Source organism: Sphingomonas sp. BL-S-29 (genome assembly GCF_055521495.1).
On sequence record NZ_CM145482.1, the window covers coordinates 3,103,617 to 3,125,015 of the forward strand.

The window sequence follows — 21,399 nt, forward strand, 5'->3', positions numbered from 1 at the left end:
CGGAACCGGGACGGGATGTCCCGCTTAAAGGGATTCTACACATGCATGATCGCAAAGCCTTCCGGGTTCAGCTGCTGTTGGGCGGCGCCCTGCTGGCAACCCTGGCAGTACCGGCTTTCGCCGAGACCGCGCCTGCGCCCGCCGCGGCGGCCGCCGCGGACGAGACCAAGCCCGCCGACGCGCCCGAAGCGGATAGCGGCCAGATCGCCGATATCGTCGTGACCGCACTCAAGCGCGAAACCAATCTCCAGCAGACGCCGATCGCCATCTCGGTGATCAGCCCCACGGTGATCGCCGATCGCCATGTGCAGAGCCTGATCGACCTGGCCGACGGCGCCATCCCGTCGCTGCGCATCGCCACCTTCGAGGCGCGCCAGTCGGCGCTGACCGTCGGCATCCGCGGCATCGTGCCGTTCGACGCGAACCAGACGGCGCGCGACCAGGGCGTCGGTGTCTATATCGACGGCGTCTATCTCGGCCGCCAGCAGGGCCTTAACGCCGCGCTGTTCGATGTCGAGCGCGTGGAAGTGCTGCGCGGCCCGCAGGGCACGCTGTTCGGCCGCAATACTGAAGGCGGCGCGCTCAGCATCGTCACCAAGGCGCCGACCGGCGAATTCGACGGCCGCGTCTCCGCCGGCATCGGCAATTTCGGGCAATATGACGGGCAGGTCCATCTCGACCTCCCCGCCTTCCACAATTTCGCGGTCAAGCTCGACGGCGTGATCCAGCATCAGGATCCCATGGTGAAGGATCCGCTCGCTGGCCAGATCGGCTGGAACGCCTATAATCGCGTTGGCGGCCGCATCTCCGCGCGCTGGCAGCCGTTCGACGGCTTCACCGCGGACTTCTCGTTCGACAAGGCCAAGGACGAAAACACGCCCTTTTACAGCCAGCTGATCAACTACAACCCGCTGGGCCGCACCGTCGGCGTGTACACCGGCACCACGCTCGGGCCGCCCCCCGGCGGCACCTGCACCCCCGCCTGCATCGCGCCGCTGCCGCCGCTGGTCGGCGTCCATCCGGATCGACAGGACGTCGCCGATGTCGGCGTCCCGCAGCAGTACAGCGTGGACCGGACCAGCGGCGAAAGCGCCAAGCTTTCCTACAAGATCTCGCCCGCGCTCGAGCTTCGCTCGATCACCGCGTGGCGCAAGGTTTCCGCCAACCAGTGGGACAATTCGGGCGGCCCGGAGCGCGTGCCGTTCGTGCCCAACGGCAAGTTCAGCCGCTACAGCCTCTCGGACCTGTATCAGAGCCAGTTCAGCCAGGAATTCCAGGCCGTCGGCAGCATCCCCCAGTTGGATTACGTCGCGGGCCTCTATTATTTCAACGAACAGGCCCGGGAATCGGCGGCGACTCCGTCGTCCAACCAGTGGAACGCGACCGGCACTTCCTACACCATCCTGCCGTCCCAGGTGTTCGGCGCGATCAATTCGGGCAATCAGGGCTGGGACTATAATTCGCGCTTCCTGCAGCGCGCCAGCTTCGCCCGCACCCGCAGCTATGCCGCCTTCGGCCAGGCGACCTACACGCCTGACTTCGCCGATGTGCTGCACCTGACGGTCGGCGGCCGCTACACCAAGGACAAGCGCGACGGCGTGCTCTACCTCGTGTCGGGCGTGCCGACCAATTACCAGCTCCATTATGATCGCGGCCGGTTCGATCCGATGGTCACCCTGGCGTTCGACGCGACGCCGGACGTCAACCTCTACGCCAAATATTCGACCGGTTTCCGCGCCGGCGGCGCGAACGACCGTTCGTCGAACTTCTCGGCTTTCGGGCCGGAATCGGTGAAGGCCTATGAGATCGGCGCCAAGATGGACCTGCTCGATCGCAAGGTCCGCATCAACCTTGCCGGGTATATCATGGATCGGTCGGGGACTCAGATCGACTTCGACAATGTCGATACCAACCAGTTCCTGCCCGGCACCACGACGCCCAACCCGAACTTCAACCTGCACACCGAGAATACGGCGAATGCGCCTGGCATGTCGAAGATCCGGGGCTTCGAGGCGGACGTTACCGTGCGCCCGATCGAGCACCTGACGCTCGGGGCATCCTATGCCTATACCTACACCAAGGTGCCGCTGACGCCCAACCCGAACCCCGGGCCGACCTTCGGCGTGCCGACTCAGGTGTTCGTGGTCTATACCCCGCCAAACGCCGCGTCGGGCTATGTCGACTATGAGGTGCCGGTCGGCGGCGACGACATGAAGGTCCGCCTGCACCTGGACGCCAATTACGCTGACGCGGACTACAGCTTCCAGGCGGAAAATGTGAAAACCGACTCCAGCTTCATCGTGAACGGCCGCCTCGCTTTGGCGGACGTCCGGATCAGCGAGGCGAACAAGGCGACCTTCTCGGTCTGGGCGCGCAACCTGCTCGATGAGCAGCACATCTATCGCCGCTCGGGCGCCAACGACGCCGTGCTCGGCAGCTATGCGAACTTCAACCCGCCGCGCACTTTCGGCGGCGAAGTGAGCGTCAACTTCTGATCGATCTTCCGGGCACCCGCGCGGTGCCCGGATCGCCCGGGAACAGTCGACCCGGACCGACCATCGCGTCGGTCCGGGTCGATCTGTCTCTCCTATTCAGCTTACGCCTTTCTACTCTTCCCCGGCGAAGGCCTTATGATGCCCCTCACCGATGCAGCGGCAACACCACCACCGCGCGCAACCCAGGCCCCGCATCCTCCAGCACCAGCCTGCCATCATGCAGGCGCGCGATCGCGTCGACCAGGGTCAGTCCCAGCCCCTGCCCCACCGGCTTGCCCTCGGCCTCGAGCCGCCCAAACCGTCGGATCACGGTATCGTGCGCGGCCGCCGGAATGCCCGGCCCATCATCCGCCACGCTGACCGCGACCGAATGCCCGCGCCGCTCCACGCCCACCATGATGCGCGTGCCCGCCGGCGTATGCCGGATGGCGTTCTCGACCAGGTTGACCAGCATCTGGCGCAGCAGGTTCGGGTCGCCGCGCACGCTCAGCCCGTCCAGGATATCGAGCTGCAGCACGTGCACGTCGTCCTCGGCGACGTGCAGCAACGCCTCCCCGACATCGCGCACCAGGTCGCTCATCGCCACATCGGCAAAGCGCTCGCGGCGATGACCGCCCTCGATCTCCCATAGCCGCAACAGGCTGCCGAACAGCTCGATGATCTGGTCGGTCTGCTCCAGCACATCGGCGATATCGGCGCCGATCGGGTCCTCTTCCGATCGCCGGGCGATGGCTGCGACGCGCGCGCGCAAACGGGCCAGCGGGCTTTTCAGCTCATGTGTCACGTCCTTGGCGGCATGCTTGATGTTCGCCATCAGCTCGTCGATCCGGTCGAGCATGCGGTTGAACGCCGCCGCCTGTCGGTCGAACTCGCTGCGCGATCCGTCGAGCGGCACCCGGCTCTTCAGATCGCCCTCCATCACCGCATCGACCGTGCGCTGCATCGCGCGCATCCGCCCGCCGATCACCATCATGATGCCGATCGCGCCGCCGATCACGATCAGCGCGGTGATGCCCAGCCCGATCAGCTGGACGCGGAACAGCATCCGGTCGAAATCGTCGACGACGTCATTGTCGGACACGACGACCAGCGTGTCGCCGCCCCCCACCCTGCGCGCCAGCGCCCGGCCATGCGCGACGCCTTCGACCGCGGCATCGTCGCCGAAATCGGAATAGCCGATCGGCGGCAGTCGCTTCAGCCGCAATTCCCCGGCGATCCGCCGGCCGCTCCCGTCGACGAGCATGTAGAACAGGTCGGCGGTGTCATGGTCGTCCTGCGCGGCCTCGATCCGCTCGATCATCGCTCTGCGGGAGATGCCGCCGCTGATCGCGCTGGCTTCGCTCGCCAGGCGGCGATCGACCTCGCGGCGCAACGCGTCGCTGTCGATCCGGTAGCTGACGATGCGGATCGCCACCAGCGCGACCAGGAAGACGACCACATAGACCGTCATGATCGCGCGGAGGGACCGGGGCCGCATCAGCTCTTGTCGGTGATCATGTATCCGACGCCGCGAATCGTGACGATCGGGTCGATCTCGCCCGGCTTGTTGAGATGCAGCCTCAGGTGGCGGATATAGGATTCGATGATGTTGGTGGTCGGTTCGAAATCATATTTCCAGACATTCTGGTAGAACATCTGCCGGGTGACGATGCTGTTCGCGTTGCGCACCAGCTCGCACAGCACCTGGAATTCGAGCTTGGGCAGCACGAGCTGGCGGCCGGCGCGGGTGGCGCGGTACTTGATCTCGTTCACTTCGATGTCGCCGACCCGCATGATGCCGGAATCGCCCGATCGCGCGGCGCGGCGGACGATCGCGCGCAGGCGCGCATCGATCTCGGCCGGCGCCGCCGGCTTGATCAGATAGTCGTCGGCGCCCGCGTCGAGCCCGGTCAGCCGCTGGTCGAGATCGGCCAGCGCGGTCAGCATGATGATCGGCACCTCGATATCGCGCTCGCGCAGCAGCTTCGCGACGCCGACCCCATCGACATAGGGCAGCATCACGTCGAGCAGCACGGCCTCGAACTTGCCCTCGGTAACCGCCACGATCGCGGCCCGGCCATCCGCCGCGACCATCGTCTCGTGCCCCAGCTCCTCCAGGTCGGCGACCAGCTGTTTCGCCGCGCGCGGATCATCCTCCACGACCAGAAGTCGCATGTTTTCGGCCCTCAATGGGAAGTCGGTGACGCTCCTCCCTTATCCTTTACGCAGCCGATCTCAACCGGTCAGTGCGGGCGTGACGCCAACAGGCTTTCGGCGCAGTCGAGGATCGCCTCCCTGGCCGGGCGCGGCGCGAATCCAAGCATTTCCCATGACGTCAAAGGGTGAAGCGTGTTCGGGAAAAAAGCGCATCGTGTTCAAGCGGAGAAAGAGCAGGACCGCGCCCGACGCCCCATGCTCGCATGGGCAGCAAGGCTGTCTGTCGGAGCCTCTGCGCGATCCTGCATGCCGTAATCGCGGATGACGCTCGCGACGCGAAGCCTGTAGGTCGCGAAAACACCCGCACGTCCCCGGACTTGTGCGGCGCGATGGGCGGTCGTGTTTCGCCATTGTTGGACAGCCTGTTCGTCCCGGAAGAACGACAGGGAGACCATGCGGTTTGGAACGGACATGCTCTGAAAACGCTCGACCGACAGGAATCCGTCGACCGCCGCCAGTTCATCGCGCAACGCCGCGGCGAGCGCGAGATATTGGTCCATCCGGCCTTCGGCCAGATCGACCTCGAAAATCACGGCGATCACCGCTGCACCCGCAGCGCGTGGGGTGCAGATACACGGCGAAGGAATGTCCGGTCCTCACGCCTTATGAAGCGCTCGCGCCTGGCGAACTCGTAATTTTCCCGGCCCAGGGGATCGTCCCTGAGGCGGGCACGATAGGCCTCATAGGCAGCAAGATCATCCACGTTGTAGAGCCCATAGGCGGTCGTGGCCGACCCTTCGTGGGGTGCGAAATAGCCGATCAGATCCGCCCCGCATCGCGGTATCGCCCGCTCCCAGTTGCGGGCATATTCTTCGAAGGCATCGATACGAAACGGATCGATCTCGTAGCGGATGAAGCATGTAATCATGAACGGCCTCCCGGCTGTTGTTGCCGGGGTCTTCGTAGATCGTGCATATGCGGCTATGCTTCGGCCGCTGTCGAAGCATGAGCGGCGCCTTTCGTGCGAAGCCCTCTGTAATGTCACCTGTTCCGTCTGGACGATCGATGCTGACCACAAGCGGGATTGCCGAAATTGCCGCGCTGGTAGGCGATCCCGCCCGTACCGCCATGCTGGTCGCCCTCATGGCCGGTCGTGCGCTGACCGCGACTGAGTTGGCGAACGTCGCAGGGATCATGCCGCAAACGGCAAGCAGCCATCTTGGCCGCCTGACCGATGCCGGGCTGCTGACGGTCGAGCGGCAAGGGCGGCACCGGTATCACCGGCTCGCCTCGTCGACCGTCGCCACCATGATCGAGGGAATCATGGCGGTAGCGGCAGAGCCGGGAAACCGCCCAAATCGCACGGTGCGGACAGGGCCTCGCGACGCGGCGATGCGGCGGGCACGCTCCTGTTACGACCATCTTGCCGGGGAAATCGCCGTCGCGATGGCCGATCGCATGGGCGAGCATGGTCATATCCGACATTTGGCCGACGGCGGCGAGCTGACTGTCGGGGGTGTCGCCTTCCTTCGATCGATCGGGGTCGATGTGAATACCGCGCTGGCGCGGGTTACCCGGCGTCGGCTTTTCTGCCGCCCCTGTCTCGACTGGAGCGAACGCCGTCCGCATATCGCCGGCACGATCGGTGCCGCCTTGTTGACTGCCTGTTTCGAACAGGGGTGGATGCGGCCGATCGACGGTTCCCGGGCGGTCACGATAACGCGCTCGGGTACCCGCGCGCTCGACGCCAATTTCGGCATCGACCATGACGGCAGCGCGGATTGATGACCAGGAGCGGTGATACGCTGAGCCATAGGGCGAGCGCGTTCAATCCCGTGGCTGACTATCAGTGGCGGCGCCGCACGTTGAACACCGAGCTGCCAGGACCGAAGATCTAGGCTTCGCCCAGTTTCGCCACCAGCCCGGCCATCTCGTACACCGTCGCCTGCGAATCGAGCGACAGGCCACGTGCGCTCGCGGCCAAGGCTCGCGCCGCGTCATAGCTGTCGAGCGCGGTCTGCAGGCGCTTTCCCTGCCGTGACGGCGCGACCGAGGCGATGAAGGCGGGCGCCCGGTCGAGGAACGCCTCGTAGCGCGGTTGGGCCGCCTTGAGGGCGAGCAGCTTGGCAAGCTTGGTCCGCCGCGCATTGCCCGGATCGCCATCGCGCGCGATCGCGGCCAGGGCATCGTCCAGCTTGGCCAGTTCGAGCCCGGCAAAGCCCAGCGCCCGGCCCGGCGCACCCTGTCCGGCCTTTACCAGCGCGGCGATCTCCGCGTCGTCGCACTGCGGGAGTTCCACCCGCAGCACGCCGGTCATCACCTTGTCGTCGAGCGGATCGAAGCGCAGCAGCCGGCAGCGCGACCGGATCGTCGGCAGCAGCCGGCCCGGCGCATGGCTGATCAGCAGGAAGATCGTGCCCGCGGGCGGCTCCTCGAGGTTCTTGAGCAGCGCGTTCGCCCCGCCCCGCTCGAGATCGTCGATCGCGTCGATCAGCACCACGCGCCGCGACGACATGGACGGCGTCGTCGCGAACATCGGCTGGAGCGCGCGGACCTGCGCGATGGTGATGCTCCGCGCGAGATCCTGTCCCGGCTTGTCGGCATCCTTGGGCTGGCGCGCCAGTTCACGATAATCGGGGTGCGATCCGGCCGCGATCAGCGATCGGGTGCGATTGCCCTCGGGGACGTCGAACCCCGGCGGCAGGGTGCCGGGCGAGGCGCCTTCCGCCAGCAGGCGCAGCGCCGCCGCTTTTGCAAAGCTGGCCTTGCCCACGCCTTCGGGCCCGGCGAACAGCCAGGCATGGTGCAGCGCGCCGCTCTCCATCGCCGCCGCGAAGGCCGCATGCGCCGCGTCGTTGCCGGCCGGCAAGGTCACGGCAGCAGGTCTTCCAGATTGGCAAGCAGGGCCTCGGTCACCGTGTCGGGCGTGCCCGATGCGTCGATCAGCCGTACCCGATCGGGCTCGTGCTCGGCGAAACGCCGGAACGCTGCCGCGACATCGGCATGGAAGGCATCGCCCCGCGCCGCGAAGCGATCGGCTCCTGCCCCATCGCGGATCTCGGCCCGGGCGCGCCCCTGTTCGGGCGGGACTTCGAGTATGAAGGTCCGGTCGGGCAGCAGCCCGCGCGAGCCGAAAGCGTGCAGCGCGAGCACGGCGGCATCGTCGATCCCGCCCGCCACGCCTTGATAGGCGCGCGAGCTGTCGATGAACCGATCGCAGATCACCCAGGTCCCGGCGCCGACCGCCGGGCGGATCATCTTCTCGACATGGTCGGCGCGGGCGGCGGCGAACAGCAAAGCTTCGCTATGCGCGCTCCAGCGTTTGACCTCGCCCTGCATCAGCAGGCCGCGGATCGCCTCGGCGCCCTCGCTGCCGCCGGGCTCGCGGGTCACCAGCGTCTCGATGCCGCGCGCGCCCAGCGCCTCGGCCAGCCGCTTCGCCTGAGTCGATTTGCCGGCCCCCTCCCCGCCCTCGAGCGAGATGAAGCGACCAATGGTCACCCGCCGAACAGGCCCTTGAGCCCGGCCCATGCGCGACCGAAAAAGCCCGCCTCGGCGACGTCGTTCTCGGCGACCAGCGGCAGCTTCTGGGGCTGCATGTCGGGGGTCGTGACGATCAGGTCGGCGATATGCTGACCGGCCTTGATCGGGGCCTTGATCGGGCCGTCATAGACGACGCGGAGCTGGAGCTCGGGTGCGACGCCCGACGGGAGCGTGACGGTCAGATTGTCGGGCGCGACGAGGCCGACCGTATTGGCGCTGCCCAGCTGGACCTCCGCGGTCTCGACCTTGCGGCCCTTCGCGACGATCGGCTTGGCCTGCCAGGCGCGGAAGCCCCAGTTCATGAACTTGACCGATTCCTCGATCCGCTGGTTCGCGCTGGTCAGCCCGGCCATCACCATGACGAGGCGGCGGCCATTCTGCTGGGCCGATCCGGTGAAGCCATAACCCGCTTCCTCGGTATGGCCGGTCTTCAGCCCGTCGGCACCCGCGACGCGGCCAAGCAGCGGATCGCGGTTCGCCTGGGTGATGTCGGCGCCCGCGCCCAGGGTCTTGCCCCAGGTGAAGTTCGGCAGGGAGTAGAACTTCTTGTAGAGCTGCGGGTGATCCTGGATCGTCGCCGCCGCCAGCTTGGCCAGATCACGCGCGGTGACATAGGTCACGCCCTCGTCAGGCCAGCCGTTCGAATTGCCGAAATGGCTGTTGGTCAGGCCCAGCTTCGCCGCCCGCTGGTTCATCAGATTGGCAAAGGCTTCCTCGGTCCCGGAAATGCCCTCGGCCAGCACGACGCAGGCGTCATTGCCCGACAGGGTGACGATACCCTTGAGCAGATTCTCGACGCTCACCTTCTCACCGGGGGAGAGGAACATGGTCGAGCCCGCTGCGGGGCCATGCCATTTCTTCCAGGTGTCGGGGCTGACGTCGAATTGCTGGTCGAGCTTCAGCTCGCCGCGCTTGATCAGGTCGAAGGCGACATAGACGGTCATCATCTTCGCCATCGATGCGGGCGGCATGCGGCGATCGGCGTCCTTGGAAAAAAGGATCGCCCCCGTGGACAGGTCCGTCAGAAAGGCGACGGGCGCCGGCGTCGGGAAATCCGGCGCGGCGGCGACACTTGGGCAGGCCATCACGATCGCAAGGGCGGAGGCGGCGAGCAGTTTCTTCATGACAATAGTCCGTGACGCTAGGGGTTACTCGATAGTGCAGGATACGGGCATAGCCGCGCCGAAGCGCCTCGTCACGCCCGCGCTGGGCCAACGTGTCGTGGCCGGAGGGACGATCGCGACCATGCCGCTATTGTTCGACGGCATCGGCGAGCAGCCCCACGGAAAGCGCGTAGAAATTGGAGCAATTATAGTCGAGGATCACCCGGTAATTGCCCGTCAGCAGATAGGCGGTCTTGCCTGGCCCGTCCGGCTCGATCAGCGTCGCCTGAACGCTGTCGCCCGGCCAGCCGCGCGCTTGCGGTACCAGGCCCATCGCACGCCACTCCGCCATGGTCTTCCAGCCGCTGTGCCGCGCGAACACCCGCGGACAGCGCGGCGAGATCGTCCGGTTGGCGACGAGGTTGCGGTCGAAGCTCCCCGGCACGCTCACCGCCAGCCCCCAGGGCTGGCCAGGCCGCCAGCCGGCATTGGCGAAATAATTGCCGATCGAGGCCAGCGTGTCCGCCTCGCTCGTCCAGATATCGGCGCGCCCGTCCCCATCCCCGTCGCGCGCGAGGCGCAGATAGATGGACGGCAGGAATTGCGGTCCGCCGGTGGCACCCGCCCAGCTACCCTTGAGTTGAGAGATCGGCACGCCCCGGTCGACCATCAGCAGCGCGGCGATGAATTCGTCGGCGAACAGGTCGCGCCGCCGGCCTTCATAGGCAAGCGTGGCGAGCGCGCGCGGCAGGTCGAACCCGCCCATCACCTTGCCGTAATTGGTTTCATGCCCCCAGATCGCGACCATGATCGATTCGGGCACGCCGGTTTCGCGTTCGATCCGCGCCAGCCGCCCCCGCTGGGCAAGGAAGGCCTGTCGCCCGCGCGTGATCCGCGCCGTATCGACATGCTGTGCCTTGTAGGGCGCGAAGTTGGGGACGGCCGAGGGATTGCTGGCGCTCCCCGGCTGGGCCCGGTCGAGTTCGATCACGCGGGTGTTGAGCGTCATCCCGGGCATCACGGCGTCGAGCGTGGCCCGGCTGACGCCCCGCGCCTCCGCCTGGCCGCGCAGCGTACCGAGGTAGGACTGGAAGCCGGCCTCGTCCTGCGCGGTCGCCGGATTACTGGCGGAAAGGCACAGGATCGCGGCAAGGGCCACGCCCGTCCTGCTGAAATATGTGGATAATCCCGGCATGGCCGGACTCTGCCACAGCCCCCGCGCGACATGAACCCCTATCGTCGCAGGCCTTGCACAAAAGAGCCTGCGCGCATTAAGCGCATTGCGAGCGGAGAGGTGGCCGAGTGGTTTAAGGCAGCGGTCTTGAAAACCGCCGTGGGTGCAAGCTCACCGTGGGTTCGAATCCCACCCTCTCCGCCAACCGCTCACCGACGCTCCAGCGGCCCGACAAGGGTGTTCCACAACTGCAGCGGACACAGCTTTTCCCCCGCCGCGGTATCGCGACGAGGGAAAGCCTGGTTCATCGATGGTCATCGCGCCGATAGCGGCGCGCGACCTCTTACTTCTTGTTGAGGGTAAGCCCGCCAAAGCGCTTGTTGAAGCGCGCGACCTGGCCGCCCGAATCGAGCATCGTGCCACGGCCGCCGGTCCATGCCGGATGCGCGAGCGGATCGATGTCGAGCGTCATCAAATCGCCTTCCTTGCCCCAGGTCGAGCGGGTCTCGAACTGGGTACCGTCGGTCATCTGCACCTTGATGGTGTGATAATCGGGATGGGTATCTTTCTTCACGTGCAAATCTCCGGGAATGCCGCTGGTTTCCGACCAGCAGCGAAGGCGCGGCCCCTAACAGAGCCTGCCAGTGAGTGCAACCTGCGGGATTGTCAGGCCTTGGGCGGATCCGTGATCATCGCCATGAACTTCGCTTCGGCGGCGAGCTTGCCGTCGACCGTCGCGCGTCCGGCAAATTTGGTGGCGCGGGCGCTCTTCTGCACGATCTCGACCTCGAGACGCAGCAAGACGCCGGGCTCCACCGGCTTGCGGAATTTCACCTCGTCGATCGACATGAAATAGACCAGCTTGCCCGAGCCCGCGAGGCCGAGCGATTCCACCGCGAGGATCCCCGCAGCCTGCGCCATCGCCTCGACGATGAGCACGCCCGGCATGATCGGCCGCCCGGGGAAATGCCCCTGGAAGAACCCCTCGTTGATCGTCACCGCCTTGATTGCCGCGATCGACCGGTCGAGGACGAGTTCCTCGACGCGGTCGACCAGCAGCATCGGGTAACGATGGGGAAGCGCCGCCATGACCCGCCCGATATCGAGCGGACCCAGCGTTCCCGTCGTCACCGCGTCGGTCACCGGCCCTGCGGCCTCGGGGTCGTCGGCGCGGGGCGGCCGGCGGGTGCGGCCGGCGCCGGAGCGCCGGCTGCGGGAGCTGCTGCCTGACCCTGCTGACCCTGAGCCTTGGGCTGCCAGGCGACCGGCGGCGGCACGGCGACGCTGGTCAGGGTGCGATCGATCTCGGCGCTGACCGCAGGCGTGATGTCGGCGGTGGCATCACCCAGCATCAGCACGGCTTCCGGCTTCACGATCAGGCCGACCTTGCGCGTCTTGACGACGCTGGTCACCGCATCGGGAACCTTGGAGCCGACCTGCTCCTGCAGATACAGGCGCGCGCGGGTGACGGGCTGCAGCATCCGGCCGAGCTCGGCCTGGCCTGCGGCCTGCTTCTGCTCGATCTGGGTCAGTTCCGGGCGCTTGCTGTCGCGCGCGCGCTGGATCTCGTCCTGCGAGAGCTGGCCGTCATTGTTCGCGTCGAGCGCCTTCAGCAGCGGCTGGATCTCGGCGTTGATCGCATCGTTGCGCGCCTTCGCCTGGTCGATCTGCGCCTTGTAGGTGGTGTCGATCGTCGTCCAGGTGCTGGTCCAGACCTTCGAATTCTGCATGGCAGCATCCGGATCCAGCATCGCGACGGTCTGGGCCTGGGCGCCTGCCGCGGCAACCAGCAGGCCGGGCGCGACGAGCGCCGTGGCAAGCAGAACCTTCTTGTACGTCTTCATTAGAACTGTGTCCCTACGTTGAATGTGACGAGTTTCGTATCGTCGCTCGGGTTCTTGAGCAGGGCGTAGGCAACGTCGATGCGAAGCGGCCCGAACGGCGAATTCCAGTTGACGCCAGCACCCACCGAGAGGCGGGGCTTGGCCGAGTCACCACCGAAGCGTTCGAAGAACGGCGACGTGGGGCTCGTATAAACGGAGTTGATCGAACTGCCGGCGCAATCGGTGCCACCGAGCGTCGCCGAATAGCCGACCGTACAGGTGGTGGCGAGGCCGGCATGATCCGCGTCGGTCGAGGGCACCACATACAATGGGCGCCCGCTGCTGTCGAACTGCGGGGTCTGGAGCGGCAGGACGGTCACCCGGCCGGTGACCGGGTCAGTGACCGTCGGGAAGGTCGCGGTCGGCGGCGGACGGGTGATGCCGAACAATGCGCCGGCCTGAAGATAGATGGACGGCCGCAGCCCCATTTCGCGCGCGCCCGCGCCGAGCGGAATCTCGAGCTCGATCCGGCCGAGATAATAAGCCCGGCCGCCGAGCGCGTCGTCGATAAACTGCGTGCGGTCGGTCTGCAGAATCTGATTACCGGCGCTGTCGGTGGTATAGCCGATGCGCTGAATGCGCGGGCCTACGCCGCGGATGTCGAAACCACGGAAATCCGGTTCACCCAGATAGAAGCGGTCGGTGATGCGGACCTTGTCGATCCCGTCGCCACGGCTCTTTTCGAGCGAGCGGATATAGCCGCCCTCCCCATTTGCCGACAGGATGAAGCCGCTGCCGACATTCCAGTATTTGGCGCCTTCGAACCGGGTGCGGACATATTTCACATCGCCGCCGAGCCCGGCGACGTCCGTGCTGAACACCAGGCGCTTGCCGGCGCTCGGGCGCAAACGGCTGTTCAGGCTGTCGTTGATCAGCGAGAAGCCGACCGACGACGTCACGCGGTTGCCGATCGCGTCGCACAGATAGCGTCCCGCAACCAGGTTGTTGCAGGTGCCCGCCGCCGTGAAATAGCTCGAGTCGAGCCCGACCTGATCATAGGAAAGGCCGTAGCGACCCGATAGCGACCAATATTCGGTAAGCGGCAGGCCGGCGCGGATCTGGAAGCCGGTCGAAACCTGCGTGTAGGTCGTCTGGCGCTCGTTGTTGATGCCGTAGTTGAACGCATTATAGTCGCGCCGGAAGATGTCGCCGCCAACGGCGATGTTCTTGTCGAACAGATAAGGCTCGGTGAAGCCCACTTCGACTGACTTCGAATAGCTCGAATAGTTGACGCTCGCGCGCAGCTCCTGGCCCTTGCCGCGGAAGTTGCGCTGACGGACCGACGCCTGGATGATGAAGCGCTCGAGGCTCGAATAGCCCGCGGAAAGCGACAGCTCGCCGGTCGACTTTTCCTCGAGATCGGCGGTGAGCACGACGCGGTCGGGCGCCGACCCCTGCGCCTTCTTGATCTCGAACTTCTCCTGGAAGAAGCCGAGCGAATTGATGCGGTCCTGCGAACGCTTGAGCTGGAAGCTGTTGAAGGCATCGCCCTCGGACAAGCGGATCTCGCGGCGGATCACCTTGTCCTGGGTCTGGGTGTTGCCGTTGATATCGATGCGCTCGACATAGGAGCGCTGCGCCGCCGCGATGTGGAAGTTGATCCCCATCGTCAGCGTGTCTTTGTCGCGGTTGTACTCGGGATTCACTTCCGTGAAGGCATAGCCGAACAGGCCGGTCGATTCGCTCAGGGAGTCGATCGCATCCTCGACCTGCTTGGCGTTGTACCATTCGCCCTTGTGCATCGGCAGCGTCGCGGCCAGCCGCTTGTTGTCGAAGTCGCGGATGTCGCTGTCGACGGTCACGTCGCCGAATTTGTAGCGCGGGCCCTCCTCCACCACATAAGTGATGATGAAGTCCTTCTTGTCCGGCGTCAGCTCGGCGACGGCCGAGGTCACGCGGAAATCGGCATAGCCTTCTGTCAGGTAGAACTGACGCATCTTCTGCTGGTCATAGGCCATACGATCCTGGTCGTAGCTCGTGTTCGAGCTCAGGAGCGTGGTCAGGCGGGCCTGCTTGGTTGCCATCTCGCCGCGCAGCTTGCCGTCGGAGAACACCTCGTTGCCGAGGATGTTGATCTGGCGGACCTTCGACTTGGGGCCCTCGGTGATCTCGAACACCACATCGACGCGATTCTGGTCGAGCGCGACCATCTTCGGTTCCACGACCGCCGCGAAACGGCCCTGGCGCCGATACAGTTCGATGATGCGGCCGACGTCCTGCCGGACGGCGGTGCGGGTGAAGATCTGCCGCGGCGCGAGCTTGATCTCCTTCTTGATCTTGTCTTCCTTCAGCCGCTTGTTGCCCTCGAGCAGCACGCGGTTGATCACCGGGTTTTCACGGATGCGCAGCACGATGTCGCCCGATTCCGCGCCGCTGATCGACACATCGGCGAACAGGTCGCTGGCGTAGAGATCCTTGATCGCCTGATCGAGCGTCTCGTTGGTGAAGGCGGTGCCTACCCGGAGCTTGGTGTAGGACAGCACGGTGTCGGATTCGATGCGCTGCGATCCCTCGACGCGCAACGTCTTGATCGTCCGCGTCACCGGGGGGGCGACCTGCACCTCCGGCAAGGCTGGCGTCGTGGCGGCGGGTGTCGCGGGTGCCGGAGTCGTCTGGGCGCTCACGGCCATCGGCACGCCAGACAGCATCGTCCCCGCGAGAAGCAGGACGGTGGCGCGGGCGCCGAAACTTGAAACCTTGATCGCTGTCACTATCCCACCCCAGTCGGAGAAATTACGCGGGCCGCTCTTGAAAGCCTGCCCTGCCTCAACCACGTCAGCCGATCAACCCGGCCAATTTGTTCCACAACCCGAACGATCCGAGATCGTTGAACGTCACCAAGACCATCAGCGCCAGCAACGCCGCAAGGCCGCCGCGGAACGCCCATTCCTGCACCTCGGGGCCGACCGGCTTACGACGGGCCGCCTCGATCGCGTAGAAGAACAAATGACCGCCATCCAGCATAGGAACTGGCAACAGGTTGATGAATCCCAGATTAATCGACACCAGCGCGATCAGCCAGACAAAGGCCGGAAGACCGAGGGAAAGCTGCTCGCCGGACACTTTTGCGATGCTCAGTGGACCGCCCAGCTCCTTCACGGAGCGGCGGCCGGTGATGATCTGGCCGATCGTCTCGACCATCATGCTGACGATTTCGCCGGTCTGGCGCACCGCCACCTGAGGCGCCTCGGTCAGGCTCACCTGCACGAGTACCGGTTGCGAATTCTCGATCCCCAACCGGCCGATACGATACTCGTTTCCGAACCGGTCACGCTGGAGTTCCGTCGCGATGATCGCATTACGCTTTATCGGTGTCGTGCCCCGCACGAAATCAATGGTCACCGGTTCACCGGCCCTGATCTGTACGTAGCGAACCATGTCGCTGAATGTTTCGACCGGGCGGCCGCTCAGCGCGACGATCCGATCGCCTGGTTGCAGGCCCGCTTTCGCGGCGGCACCGTTTGCGACGATTCTGCCGACAATGGTCGGCGTGCGGCTGTCGCCATAAGCAAGCGCGAACCCGGCCAGGATCAGGATGGCGATGACGAAATTGGTGACCGGCCCCGCCGCGACGATGATCGCCCGCTGCCATACCGGCTTCGAGGGGAAGGTCCGTGCGCGTTCCTCGGGCGGCAGCAACAGCCAGTCCGCGTCGGGCACGCTTGCCGGGTTCATGTCGCCGGCGAAGCGCACATAGCCGCCAAGCGGAAGCCAGCCGAACTTCCAGCGCGTACCGCGCTTGTCGGTAACGCCGAAGACCTCACGCCCGAAACCGATCGAGAAGGCCTCCACCTTCACCCCGAACAGCCGCCCGGCAAGGTAATGGCCCATCTCGTGAAGGAACACGAGCGGCCCGATGACGAGCGCAAAGGCGAGGATAGTCAGCAACAGGCCGGGGCTGTGGATCAAGCGACGCAGTCCTTTACACGCTCGCCCGCAAGCCTTCGTGCTTCAGCGTCCACGGTCAGGACGTCATCAAGCGTTGCGGGGGCGGGCGGATCGTAGCGATCGAGGGTATCGGAGACGATTGCGGCAATTTCGAGGAAGCCGATGCGCCGCGCCAGGAAGGCGGCCACCGCGATCTCGTTGGCCGCGTTCAGGATCGCCGGCCGGGCGCCACCGGCGTCGAGGGCGCGGCGCGCCAGCGCCAGCGCCGGAAAGCGTTCGGGGTCCGGCGCCTCGAAATCCAGGCGCCCGATCGCGACCAGATCGAGCGGGGCCATCGGCGTTGCCATCCGGTCGGGCCAGGCAAGACAATACGCGATCGGCGTACGCATATCGGGCGGCCCGAGCTGCGCCAGGGTCGACCCGTCGACATATTCGACCATCGAGTGAATCACCGACTGCCGGTGGAGGATGATCTCGATCCGGTCGGACGGCACCGGAAACAGGCGCGCGGCCTCGATCAGTTCCAGGCCCTTGTTCATCATCGTCGCCGAATCGACCGATATCTTGGCCCCCATCGACCAATTGGGGTGCGCGACCGCCTGCTCCAGCGTCACCGCGCGCATCTTCTCCGTCGGCCAGTCGCGGAACGGGCCGCCGCTGGCCGTCAGGATGATGCGCCGGACTCGTTCGGGCCGGCTGAAATCGAAGCACTGGAAAATCGCATTATGCTCGGAATCGGCCGGCAGCAGCGTCGCGCCGTGATGCGCCGCGGCGGCGAGTACGACATCGCCGGCTGATACCAGTGGTTCCTTGTTGGCGAGGATCACGGTGCCGCCCTGCCCGATTGCCGCCATGATGGGTTCGAGGCCGGCGCAACCGACGATCGCGCCCATGGTGATGTCGGCACCCATCGCGGCCGCCTCGCACAACCCCGCCCGCCCGCCCGCCGTTGCGATGCCGGAGCCGGCAAGTGCCGCGCGCAAATCGGGCAGGCAGCTTTCGTCCGCAACCACCGCGATCCGCGCATTGGTGCGGATCGCTGCCCTGGCGAGCTTTTCAGCGTCGCAATTGGCGGTCAGCGCCAGAACGTCGAACCGTTCGGGCTCGCGCTCGATCAGATCCAGTGTGGACGTACCGACCGATCCGGTTGCGCCGAGAATGGTGACGGTTTTCACCGATATAACTCCGGCAAAATGACGAGCAACGCGGCGAGCGGTGCGACCGGCACCATCCCGTCAAGGCGATCGAGGATGCCGCCATGGCCGGGCAACAGGTTGCCGCTGTCCTTCACCCCGGCACGGCGTTTCAGCCAGCTCTCGAACAGGTCGCCGGCCTGTGCGACGATCGCGAGCAGCGGCGTCGCCAGTGTCAGCCGCCATGGCAGGCCGTGCAGGAAATGCAGTGATACCGCGAACATCGTCGCGAGCAGGACGCCCCCCGCCAGGCCGGCCCAGGTCTTGTTGGGGCTGATCATGGGGGCAAGCTTCGCGCCGCCGATCGCGCGGCCACTGAAATAGGCGCCGATATCGCACACCCATACAAGGGCGAGCGCCCAGAAAGTGAAGACGATCCCGTCGTCCTGCTTGCGGATCAGGAGGAGCGCGAGGATCGGCAATCCAACATAGACCGCTCCCAGCGCGAGGGTCGGGCGCCGCTGGACGATGACGATGAAGAAGGCGGCCGCCGCGATCAGCCCCAGCGCGAAGAAATCGGGGCCGGCCGCTATCGGCGCCATGATCGCCAACGGCACGGACAAGGCGAACTGGGCCAGCCGTTTCTGCGATGCCGAGGCGCCGTCGAGATCGGCCCATTCGGCCATCATGAACAGCCCGAGCACCGAACATAATATCCAGAAGACGATGCCGCCGAGCCACAATGCCACAAGCGCGACCGCGACCAGGGCCAGGCCGACAACGGTGCGAAGCGCCAGGTCGGACGGTCGCTTGGTCGGTGAATCGGTGTTCACAGGCCTCCGAAGCGGCGCTGGCGGCTGCCGAACGCCGCCACTGCGTCCGCCAGGGTCGCGGCGTCGAAATCGGGCCAGAGCGTATCGACGAACAGCAATTCGGCATAAGCCGCCTGCCACAGCAGGAAGTTCGACAGCCTTACCTCCCCTGAGGTCCGGATCAGCAGGTCGAGCGGCGGAAGGTCGCTGGTGTCGAGTTCGGCCTCGATCGCGTTCGCGTCGATCTGCGATGGGTCGAGCGTCCCGTCACGCACCTTTTCAGCCAGGCGCCGCGCGGCAGTCGCGATTTCCGCCTGTGCGCCATAGTTGAGCGCGATCACCAGGATCGGGCCGGTATTGGTGGAGGTTCGCGCAATCGCGTCGTCGACCAGCGTCACCAGATCGGGCGAAAAGCGCCGATAATCGCCGATCACCCGCAGCCGGACATTCTCCTGCGCCATCTCGTTGAGATCGGTGCGGATGAACAGCCGCAACAGGCCCATCAGGTCGCTGACCTCGTCCTCGGGACGGCGCCAGTTCTCCGACGAGAAGGCGTAGAGCGTCAGCGCCTCGATCCCCATCGCGCGGGCAGCACGGGAGACGCGACGGACCGCCTCGACGCCCTGACGATGCCCGGCGATGCGCGGCAAATGCCGCTTCTTCGCCCAGCGGCCATTGCCGTCCATGATGATCGCGACATGGCGCGGCAATATGGTCGCGCCTCCGGCCGGGATCGGTGCCATGGCGGGCGACGAGCTCACTTGCCCAGGATTTCCTTTTCCTTGGCGGAAGCCGCGGCATCGATATCGGCAATCGTGCTGTCGGTCAGCTTCTGGACCTCGGTTTCGTGGCGCTTGCGCTCGTCTTCGGAGAACACGCCCTTCTTCTCGTCGGTCTTCAGATTGTCATTGCCATCGCGGCGCACGTTGCGCGCGGCGATACGCGCCTTTTCGGCATATTGGCCGGCGAGTTTCGCCAGTTCCTTGCGGCGCTCCTCGGTCAGGTCCGGGATCGGCAGGCGCAGCGTAGTGCCGTCGACGATCGGGTTGAGGCCGAGGCCTGCCGAACGGATCGCCTTGTCGGCCGGGCCGACATTGGACTTGTCCCATACCTGCACCGAGAGCATGCGCGGCTCCGGCGCCGAGACGGTCGCGATGGTGTTGAGCGGCATGTGCGAACCATAGACCTCGACGGTCACCGGATCGAGCAGTGAAGTCGAGGCACGGCCGGTGCGCAGACCGCCCAGATCGTGCTTCAGTGCCTCGACCGCGCCCGCCATGCGGCGTTCGAGATCGGCCTTGTCATAGGCGGCCATTGGCTTCCTCCTCTTCGTTGCGGACGATCGTCGATGTGCCCTCGCCCCGCAGGACGGCGGCGAGATTGCCCTCGCCGCGGATGTTGAACACGACGATCGGAATATTGTTCTCGCGGCACAGCGCCACGGCGGCTGCGTCCATTACCTTGAGATTGTCGGCAAGTACCCGGCCGAAGCTCAGGCTCTCATAGCGCGTGGCGCTCGGCACGATCTTGGGATCGGCATTGTACACGCCGTCGACGCTGGTGCCCTTGAACAGCGCGTTGCAGTTCATCTCGGCGGCGCGGAGCGCGGCGGCAGTGTCGGTGGTGAAGAACGGATTGCCGGTGCCGGCCGCGAAGATCACGATCCGGCCCTTCTCGATATGCCGTTCGGCGCGCCGACGGATATAGGGCTCGCACACGCTGGCCATCGGGATTGCCGACTGGACCCGGGTCTGCACCCCGATCTTCTCCAGCGCGTTCTGCACGGCGAGCGCGTTCATCACCGTCGCCAGCATGCCCATATAATCGGCGCTGGTCCGGTCGAAGCCCTTGGCCGCCGCCGCGAGGCCGCGAAAGATATTGCCGCCGCCAACGACCAGGCACAGCTCATGCCCGGCCTCCTTGGCGGCCTTGATCTCGCCCGCGACGCGGTCGACGGTTGCCGGGTCGATACCGAACTGGTTCGGGCCCATCAGGACCTCGCCAGACAATTTCAGCAGGATGCGTTTGAAGCGAGGTGTCGTCACAAGTTCCAACATGCTGAGGGTCTGGGCGGCGCGGACCTTAGTATCGCGTCATCGCGATGCCAAGCGATGATACCGCTCGGGAACGGTGCAAATCCGATGCATGATTTGCCCGGAATCGTTATATCACAGATACTTAAGCTGCAACATATGAGAAGGGCGAGGTCGGCACTGCCGAACCCCGCCCCTCTGATGCGATGTCGAAGCGATCAGACGCCGGCTGCGGCCGCGACTTCAGCCGCGAAATCGCTGACTTCCTTCTCGATGCCTTCGCCGAGCTGAAAGCGGACATAGTCTTTCAGCACGATCGGCTTGCCGGCTGCCTTGGCGGCGTTGGCGACGACGTCGGAGATCTTGGTCTTGCCGTCCATCACCAGCAGCTGGCTGACCAGTGCGTTCTCCTTGCGGTACTTGGCGATCGCGCCTTCCACCATCTTGGCGATGATATCCGCCGGCTTGCCCGATTCGGCGGCCTTTTCGGTCGCGATCGCGCGCTCGCGAGCGACGATCTCGGGGTCGAGGCCGTCCTCGTCCAGCGCCAGCGGAAAGGCAGCCGCGATGTGCATCGCGATCTGCTTGCCGAGCGGCTCGAGGATGTCGGCGCCGGCCTCGCTCTCGAGTGCGACGAGCACACCGATCTTGCCGAGGCCGGGAGCGGCCGCGTTATGGACATAGGGAACGATCGCGCCCGCGGTCACTTCGAGGCGCTTCGCACGGCGAATCGTCTGATTCTCGCCGATCGTCGCGATATTGTTGGTCAGGATCTCTTCGACGGTCTTGTCGCCGAGCTGCGCCGACTTGATCGTGTCGAGCGAATCGCCCAGTTCGAGCGCGACCGAGGTCACGTCGCGCACGAACGTCTGGAACTGCGCGTTCTTCGCGACGAAATCGGTCTCGGAATTGACCTCGACCGCGGCGCCCTTGGTGCCGGAAACCTCGACGCCCACCAGGCCCTCGGCCGCGGTGCGGCTGGACTTCTTGGCGGCAGCGGCCAGGCCCTTGGTGCGCAGCCAATCGATCGCGGCGGTCATGTCGCCGCCGGTTTCGGTCAACGCCTTCTTGCAGTCCATCATGCCGGCGCCGCTCTGCTCGCGCAGATCCTTCACCGCTGCTGCCGTGATCTCGGCCATGTCTCTTGTCCTCTTGTGCTTCGGATATGGTTGCGGACGGGGAAAGGCCTGCGCCCTACC

The 21,399-nt window shown here is 65.6% G+C and carries 21 protein-coding genes and 1 tRNA gene; 3 read left to right on the forward strand and 19 right to left on the reverse strand.

The features are described 5' to 3' along the window. The first annotated feature begins 41 nt into the window (after window positions 1–41). Entirely contained in the window at window positions 42–2,495 is a 2,454-nt protein-coding gene (locus ACZ1I2_RS14810) for a TonB-dependent receptor (protein ID WP_465176732.1), read from the forward strand. Window positions 2,496–2,640: 145 nt separating this feature from the next. Here ACZ1I2_RS14810 and ACZ1I2_RS14815 read toward each other — a convergent pair whose 3' ends face one another. From ACZ1I2_RS14815 to ACZ1I2_RS14830, 4 genes are all read right to left on the reverse strand, one after another. Next, complete coding sequence (locus ACZ1I2_RS14815) at window positions 2,641–3,972, reverse strand: HAMP domain-containing sensor histidine kinase (protein WP_465176731.1); 1,332 nt, start codon at window positions 3,970–3,972, stop codon at window positions 2,641–2,643. Beyond that, on the reverse strand, window positions 3,972–4,649 hold the full coding sequence (locus ACZ1I2_RS14820; RefSeq protein ID WP_465176730.1) for a response regulator transcription factor: 678 nt from the start codon (window positions 4,647–4,649) through the stop codon (window positions 3,972–3,974). The genes ACZ1I2_RS14815 and ACZ1I2_RS14820 overlap by 1 nt, the downstream gene beginning before the upstream one ends. Window positions 4,650–4,849: 200 nt before the next feature. Continuing rightward, window positions 4,850–5,233 carry an antibiotic biosynthesis monooxygenase family protein gene (locus ACZ1I2_RS14825; protein WP_465176729.1) on the reverse strand — a complete coding sequence of 128 codons (384 nt, stop codon included), beginning with the start codon at window positions 5,231–5,233 and terminating at the stop codon, window positions 4,850–4,852. Further along, window positions 5,230–5,559 (reverse strand): NIPSNAP family protein, encoded by a 330-nt coding sequence (locus ACZ1I2_RS14830; protein WP_465176728.1) that lies wholly within the window; start codon window positions 5,557–5,559, stop codon window positions 5,230–5,232. The genes ACZ1I2_RS14825 and ACZ1I2_RS14830 overlap by 4 nt, the downstream gene beginning before the upstream one ends. A gap of 137 nt (window positions 5,560–5,696) precedes the next feature. Here ACZ1I2_RS14830 and ACZ1I2_RS14835 point away from each other — a divergent pair, with 137 nt between their 5' ends. Next, the gene (locus tag ACZ1I2_RS14835) at window positions 5,697–6,416 is read left to right on the forward strand and encodes an ArsR/SmtB family transcription factor (RefSeq protein ID WP_465176727.1); all 720 of its coding nucleotides are present in this window, start codon (window positions 5,697–5,699) and stop codon (window positions 6,414–6,416) included. A gap of 109 nt (window positions 6,417–6,525) precedes the next feature. On the opposite strand, the gene ACZ1I2_RS14840 is transcribed toward ACZ1I2_RS14835, so the two are convergent. The 4 genes from ACZ1I2_RS14840 to ACZ1I2_RS14855 form a co-directional block, all read right to left on the reverse strand. Beyond that, complete coding sequence (locus ACZ1I2_RS14840; RefSeq protein WP_465176726.1) at window positions 6,526–7,506, reverse strand: AAA family ATPase; 981 nt, start codon at window positions 7,504–7,506, stop codon at window positions 6,526–6,528. Further along, entirely contained in the window at window positions 7,503–8,132 is a 630-nt protein-coding gene (gene tmk / locus ACZ1I2_RS14845) for a dTMP kinase (protein ID WP_465181471.1), read from the reverse strand. The genes ACZ1I2_RS14840 and tmk overlap by 4 nt, the downstream gene beginning before the upstream one ends. Further along, window positions 8,129–9,298, reverse strand: coding sequence for a D-alanyl-D-alanine carboxypeptidase family protein (locus ACZ1I2_RS14850; protein WP_465176724.1), 1,170 nt, complete (start codon window positions 9,296–9,298; stop codon window positions 8,129–8,131). The genes tmk and ACZ1I2_RS14850 overlap by 4 nt, the downstream gene beginning before the upstream one ends. Window positions 9,299–9,425: 127 nt before the next feature. After that, on the reverse strand, window positions 9,426–10,472 hold the full coding sequence (locus ACZ1I2_RS14855) for a lytic murein transglycosylase (RefSeq protein WP_465176723.1): 1,047 nt from the start codon (window positions 10,470–10,472) through the stop codon (window positions 9,426–9,428). 93 nt (window positions 10,473–10,565) lie between these two features. Here ACZ1I2_RS14855 and ACZ1I2_RS14860 point away from each other — a divergent pair. Then, window positions 10,566–10,655, forward strand: a tRNA-Ser gene (locus ACZ1I2_RS14860). A 139-nt stretch (window positions 10,656–10,794) separates the two neighbouring features. Here the strand turns inward: ACZ1I2_RS14860 and rpmE are convergent. The 11 genes from rpmE to tsf all read right to left on the reverse strand — a co-directional run bounded on the left by rpmE (window position 10,795) and on the right by tsf (window position 21,339). Beyond that, a complete protein-coding gene (gene rpmE, locus ACZ1I2_RS14865) occupies window positions 10,795–11,025 on the reverse strand; it encodes a 50S ribosomal protein L31 (RefSeq protein WP_465173366.1) in 231 nt (76 codons plus the stop codon). 92 nt (window positions 11,026–11,117) lie between these two features. Further along, window positions 11,118–11,540, reverse strand: a complete 423-nt coding sequence (gene fabZ / locus ACZ1I2_RS14870) for a 3-hydroxyacyl-ACP dehydratase FabZ (protein ID WP_465181666.1) — start codon at window positions 11,538–11,540, stop codon at window positions 11,118–11,120. 50 nt (window positions 11,541–11,590) lie between these two features. Beyond that, a complete protein-coding gene (locus ACZ1I2_RS14875) occupies window positions 11,591–12,295 on the reverse strand; it encodes an OmpH/Skp family outer membrane protein (RefSeq protein WP_465173364.1) in 705 nt (234 codons plus the stop codon). After that, on the reverse strand, window positions 12,295–15,045 hold the full coding sequence (gene bamA / locus ACZ1I2_RS14880) for an outer membrane protein assembly factor BamA (protein ID WP_465176721.1): 2,751 nt from the start codon (window positions 15,043–15,045) through the stop codon (window positions 12,295–12,297). The genes ACZ1I2_RS14875 and bamA overlap by 1 nt, the downstream gene beginning before the upstream one ends. 64 nt (window positions 15,046–15,109) lie before the next feature. Beyond that, the gene (rseP, locus tag ACZ1I2_RS14885) at window positions 15,110–16,243 is read right to left on the reverse strand and encodes an RIP metalloprotease RseP (protein ID WP_465176720.1); all 1,134 of its coding nucleotides are present in this window, start codon (window positions 16,241–16,243) and stop codon (window positions 15,110–15,112) included. Then, a complete protein-coding gene (locus tag ACZ1I2_RS14890; protein ID WP_465176719.1) occupies window positions 16,240–17,397 on the reverse strand; it encodes a 1-deoxy-D-xylulose-5-phosphate reductoisomerase in 1,158 nt (385 codons plus the stop codon). Before ACZ1I2_RS14890 ends, rseP begins: the two co-directional genes overlap by 4 nt. Next, the gene (locus tag ACZ1I2_RS14895) at window positions 17,394–18,188 is read right to left on the reverse strand and encodes a phosphatidate cytidylyltransferase (protein ID WP_465176718.1); all 795 of its coding nucleotides are present in this window, start codon (window positions 18,186–18,188) and stop codon (window positions 17,394–17,396) included. Before ACZ1I2_RS14895 ends, ACZ1I2_RS14890 begins: the two co-directional genes overlap by 4 nt. Further along, entirely contained in the window at window positions 18,185–18,910 is a 726-nt protein-coding gene (locus tag ACZ1I2_RS14900) for an isoprenyl transferase (RefSeq protein ID WP_465177135.1), read from the reverse strand. The genes ACZ1I2_RS14895 and ACZ1I2_RS14900 overlap by 4 nt, the downstream gene beginning before the upstream one ends. A gap of 14 nt (window positions 18,911–18,924) precedes the next feature. Further along, window positions 18,925–19,482, reverse strand: coding sequence for a ribosome recycling factor (frr, locus tag ACZ1I2_RS14905; RefSeq protein ID WP_372854200.1), 558 nt, complete (start codon window positions 19,480–19,482; stop codon window positions 18,925–18,927). After that, window positions 19,469–20,212: a UMP kinase gene (gene pyrH, locus ACZ1I2_RS14910; protein WP_465176717.1), complete on the reverse strand. Its 744-nt coding sequence runs from the start codon at window positions 20,210–20,212 to the stop codon at window positions 19,469–19,471. Before pyrH ends, frr begins: the two co-directional genes overlap by 14 nt. Before the next feature lie 206 nt (window positions 20,213–20,418). Further along, window positions 20,419–21,339: a translation elongation factor Ts gene (tsf, locus tag ACZ1I2_RS14915; protein ID WP_465176716.1), complete on the reverse strand. Its 921-nt coding sequence runs from the start codon at window positions 21,337–21,339 to the stop codon at window positions 20,419–20,421. Between the last annotated feature and the right edge of the window lie 60 nt (window positions 21,340–21,399).

Bases quoted from the DNA above. Each gene is read 5' to 3' on its own strand.
- ACZ1I2_RS14900 (WP_465177135.1), bottom strand. From the start codon at position 18,910: ATGGCACCGATCCCGGCCGGAGGCGCGACCATATTGCCGCGCCATGTC.
- ACZ1I2_RS14815 (WP_465176731.1), bottom strand. From the start codon at position 3,972: ATGCGGCCCCGGTCCCTCCGCGCGATCATGACGGTCTATGTGGTCGTC.
- ACZ1I2_RS14820 (WP_465176730.1), bottom strand. From the start codon at position 4,649: ATGCGACTTCTGGTCGTGGAGGATGATCCGCGCGCGGCGAAACAGCTG.
- frr (WP_372854200.1), bottom strand. From the start codon at position 19,482: ATGGCCGCCTATGACAAGGCCGATCTCGAACGCCGCATGGCGGGCGCG.
- fabZ (WP_465181666.1), bottom strand. From the start codon at position 11,540: ATGGCGGCGCTTCCCCATCGTTACCCGATGCTGCTGGTCGACCGCGTC.
- ACZ1I2_RS14850 (WP_465176724.1), bottom strand. From the start codon at position 9,298: ATGAAGAAACTGCTCGCCGCCTCCGCCCTTGCGATCGTGATGGCCTGC.
- ACZ1I2_RS14855 (WP_465176723.1), bottom strand. From the start codon at position 10,472: ATGCCGGGATTATCCACATATTTCAGCAGGACGGGCGTGGCCCTTGCC.
- tsf (WP_465176716.1), bottom strand. From the start codon at position 21,339: ATGGCCGAGATCACGGCAGCAGCGGTGAAGGATCTGCGCGAGCAGAGC.
- ACZ1I2_RS14830 (WP_465176728.1), bottom strand. From the start codon at position 5,559: ATGATTACATGCTTCATCCGCTACGAGATCGATCCGTTTCGTATCGAT.
- ACZ1I2_RS14875 (WP_465173364.1), bottom strand. From the start codon at position 12,295: ATGAAGACGTACAAGAAGGTTCTGCTTGCCACGGCGCTCGTCGCGCCC.
- ACZ1I2_RS14835 (WP_465176727.1), top strand. From the start codon at position 5,697: ATGCTGACCACAAGCGGGATTGCCGAAATTGCCGCGCTGGTAGGCGAT.
- ACZ1I2_RS14810 (WP_465176732.1), top strand. From the start codon at position 42: ATGCATGATCGCAAAGCCTTCCGGGTTCAGCTGCTGTTGGGCGGCGCC.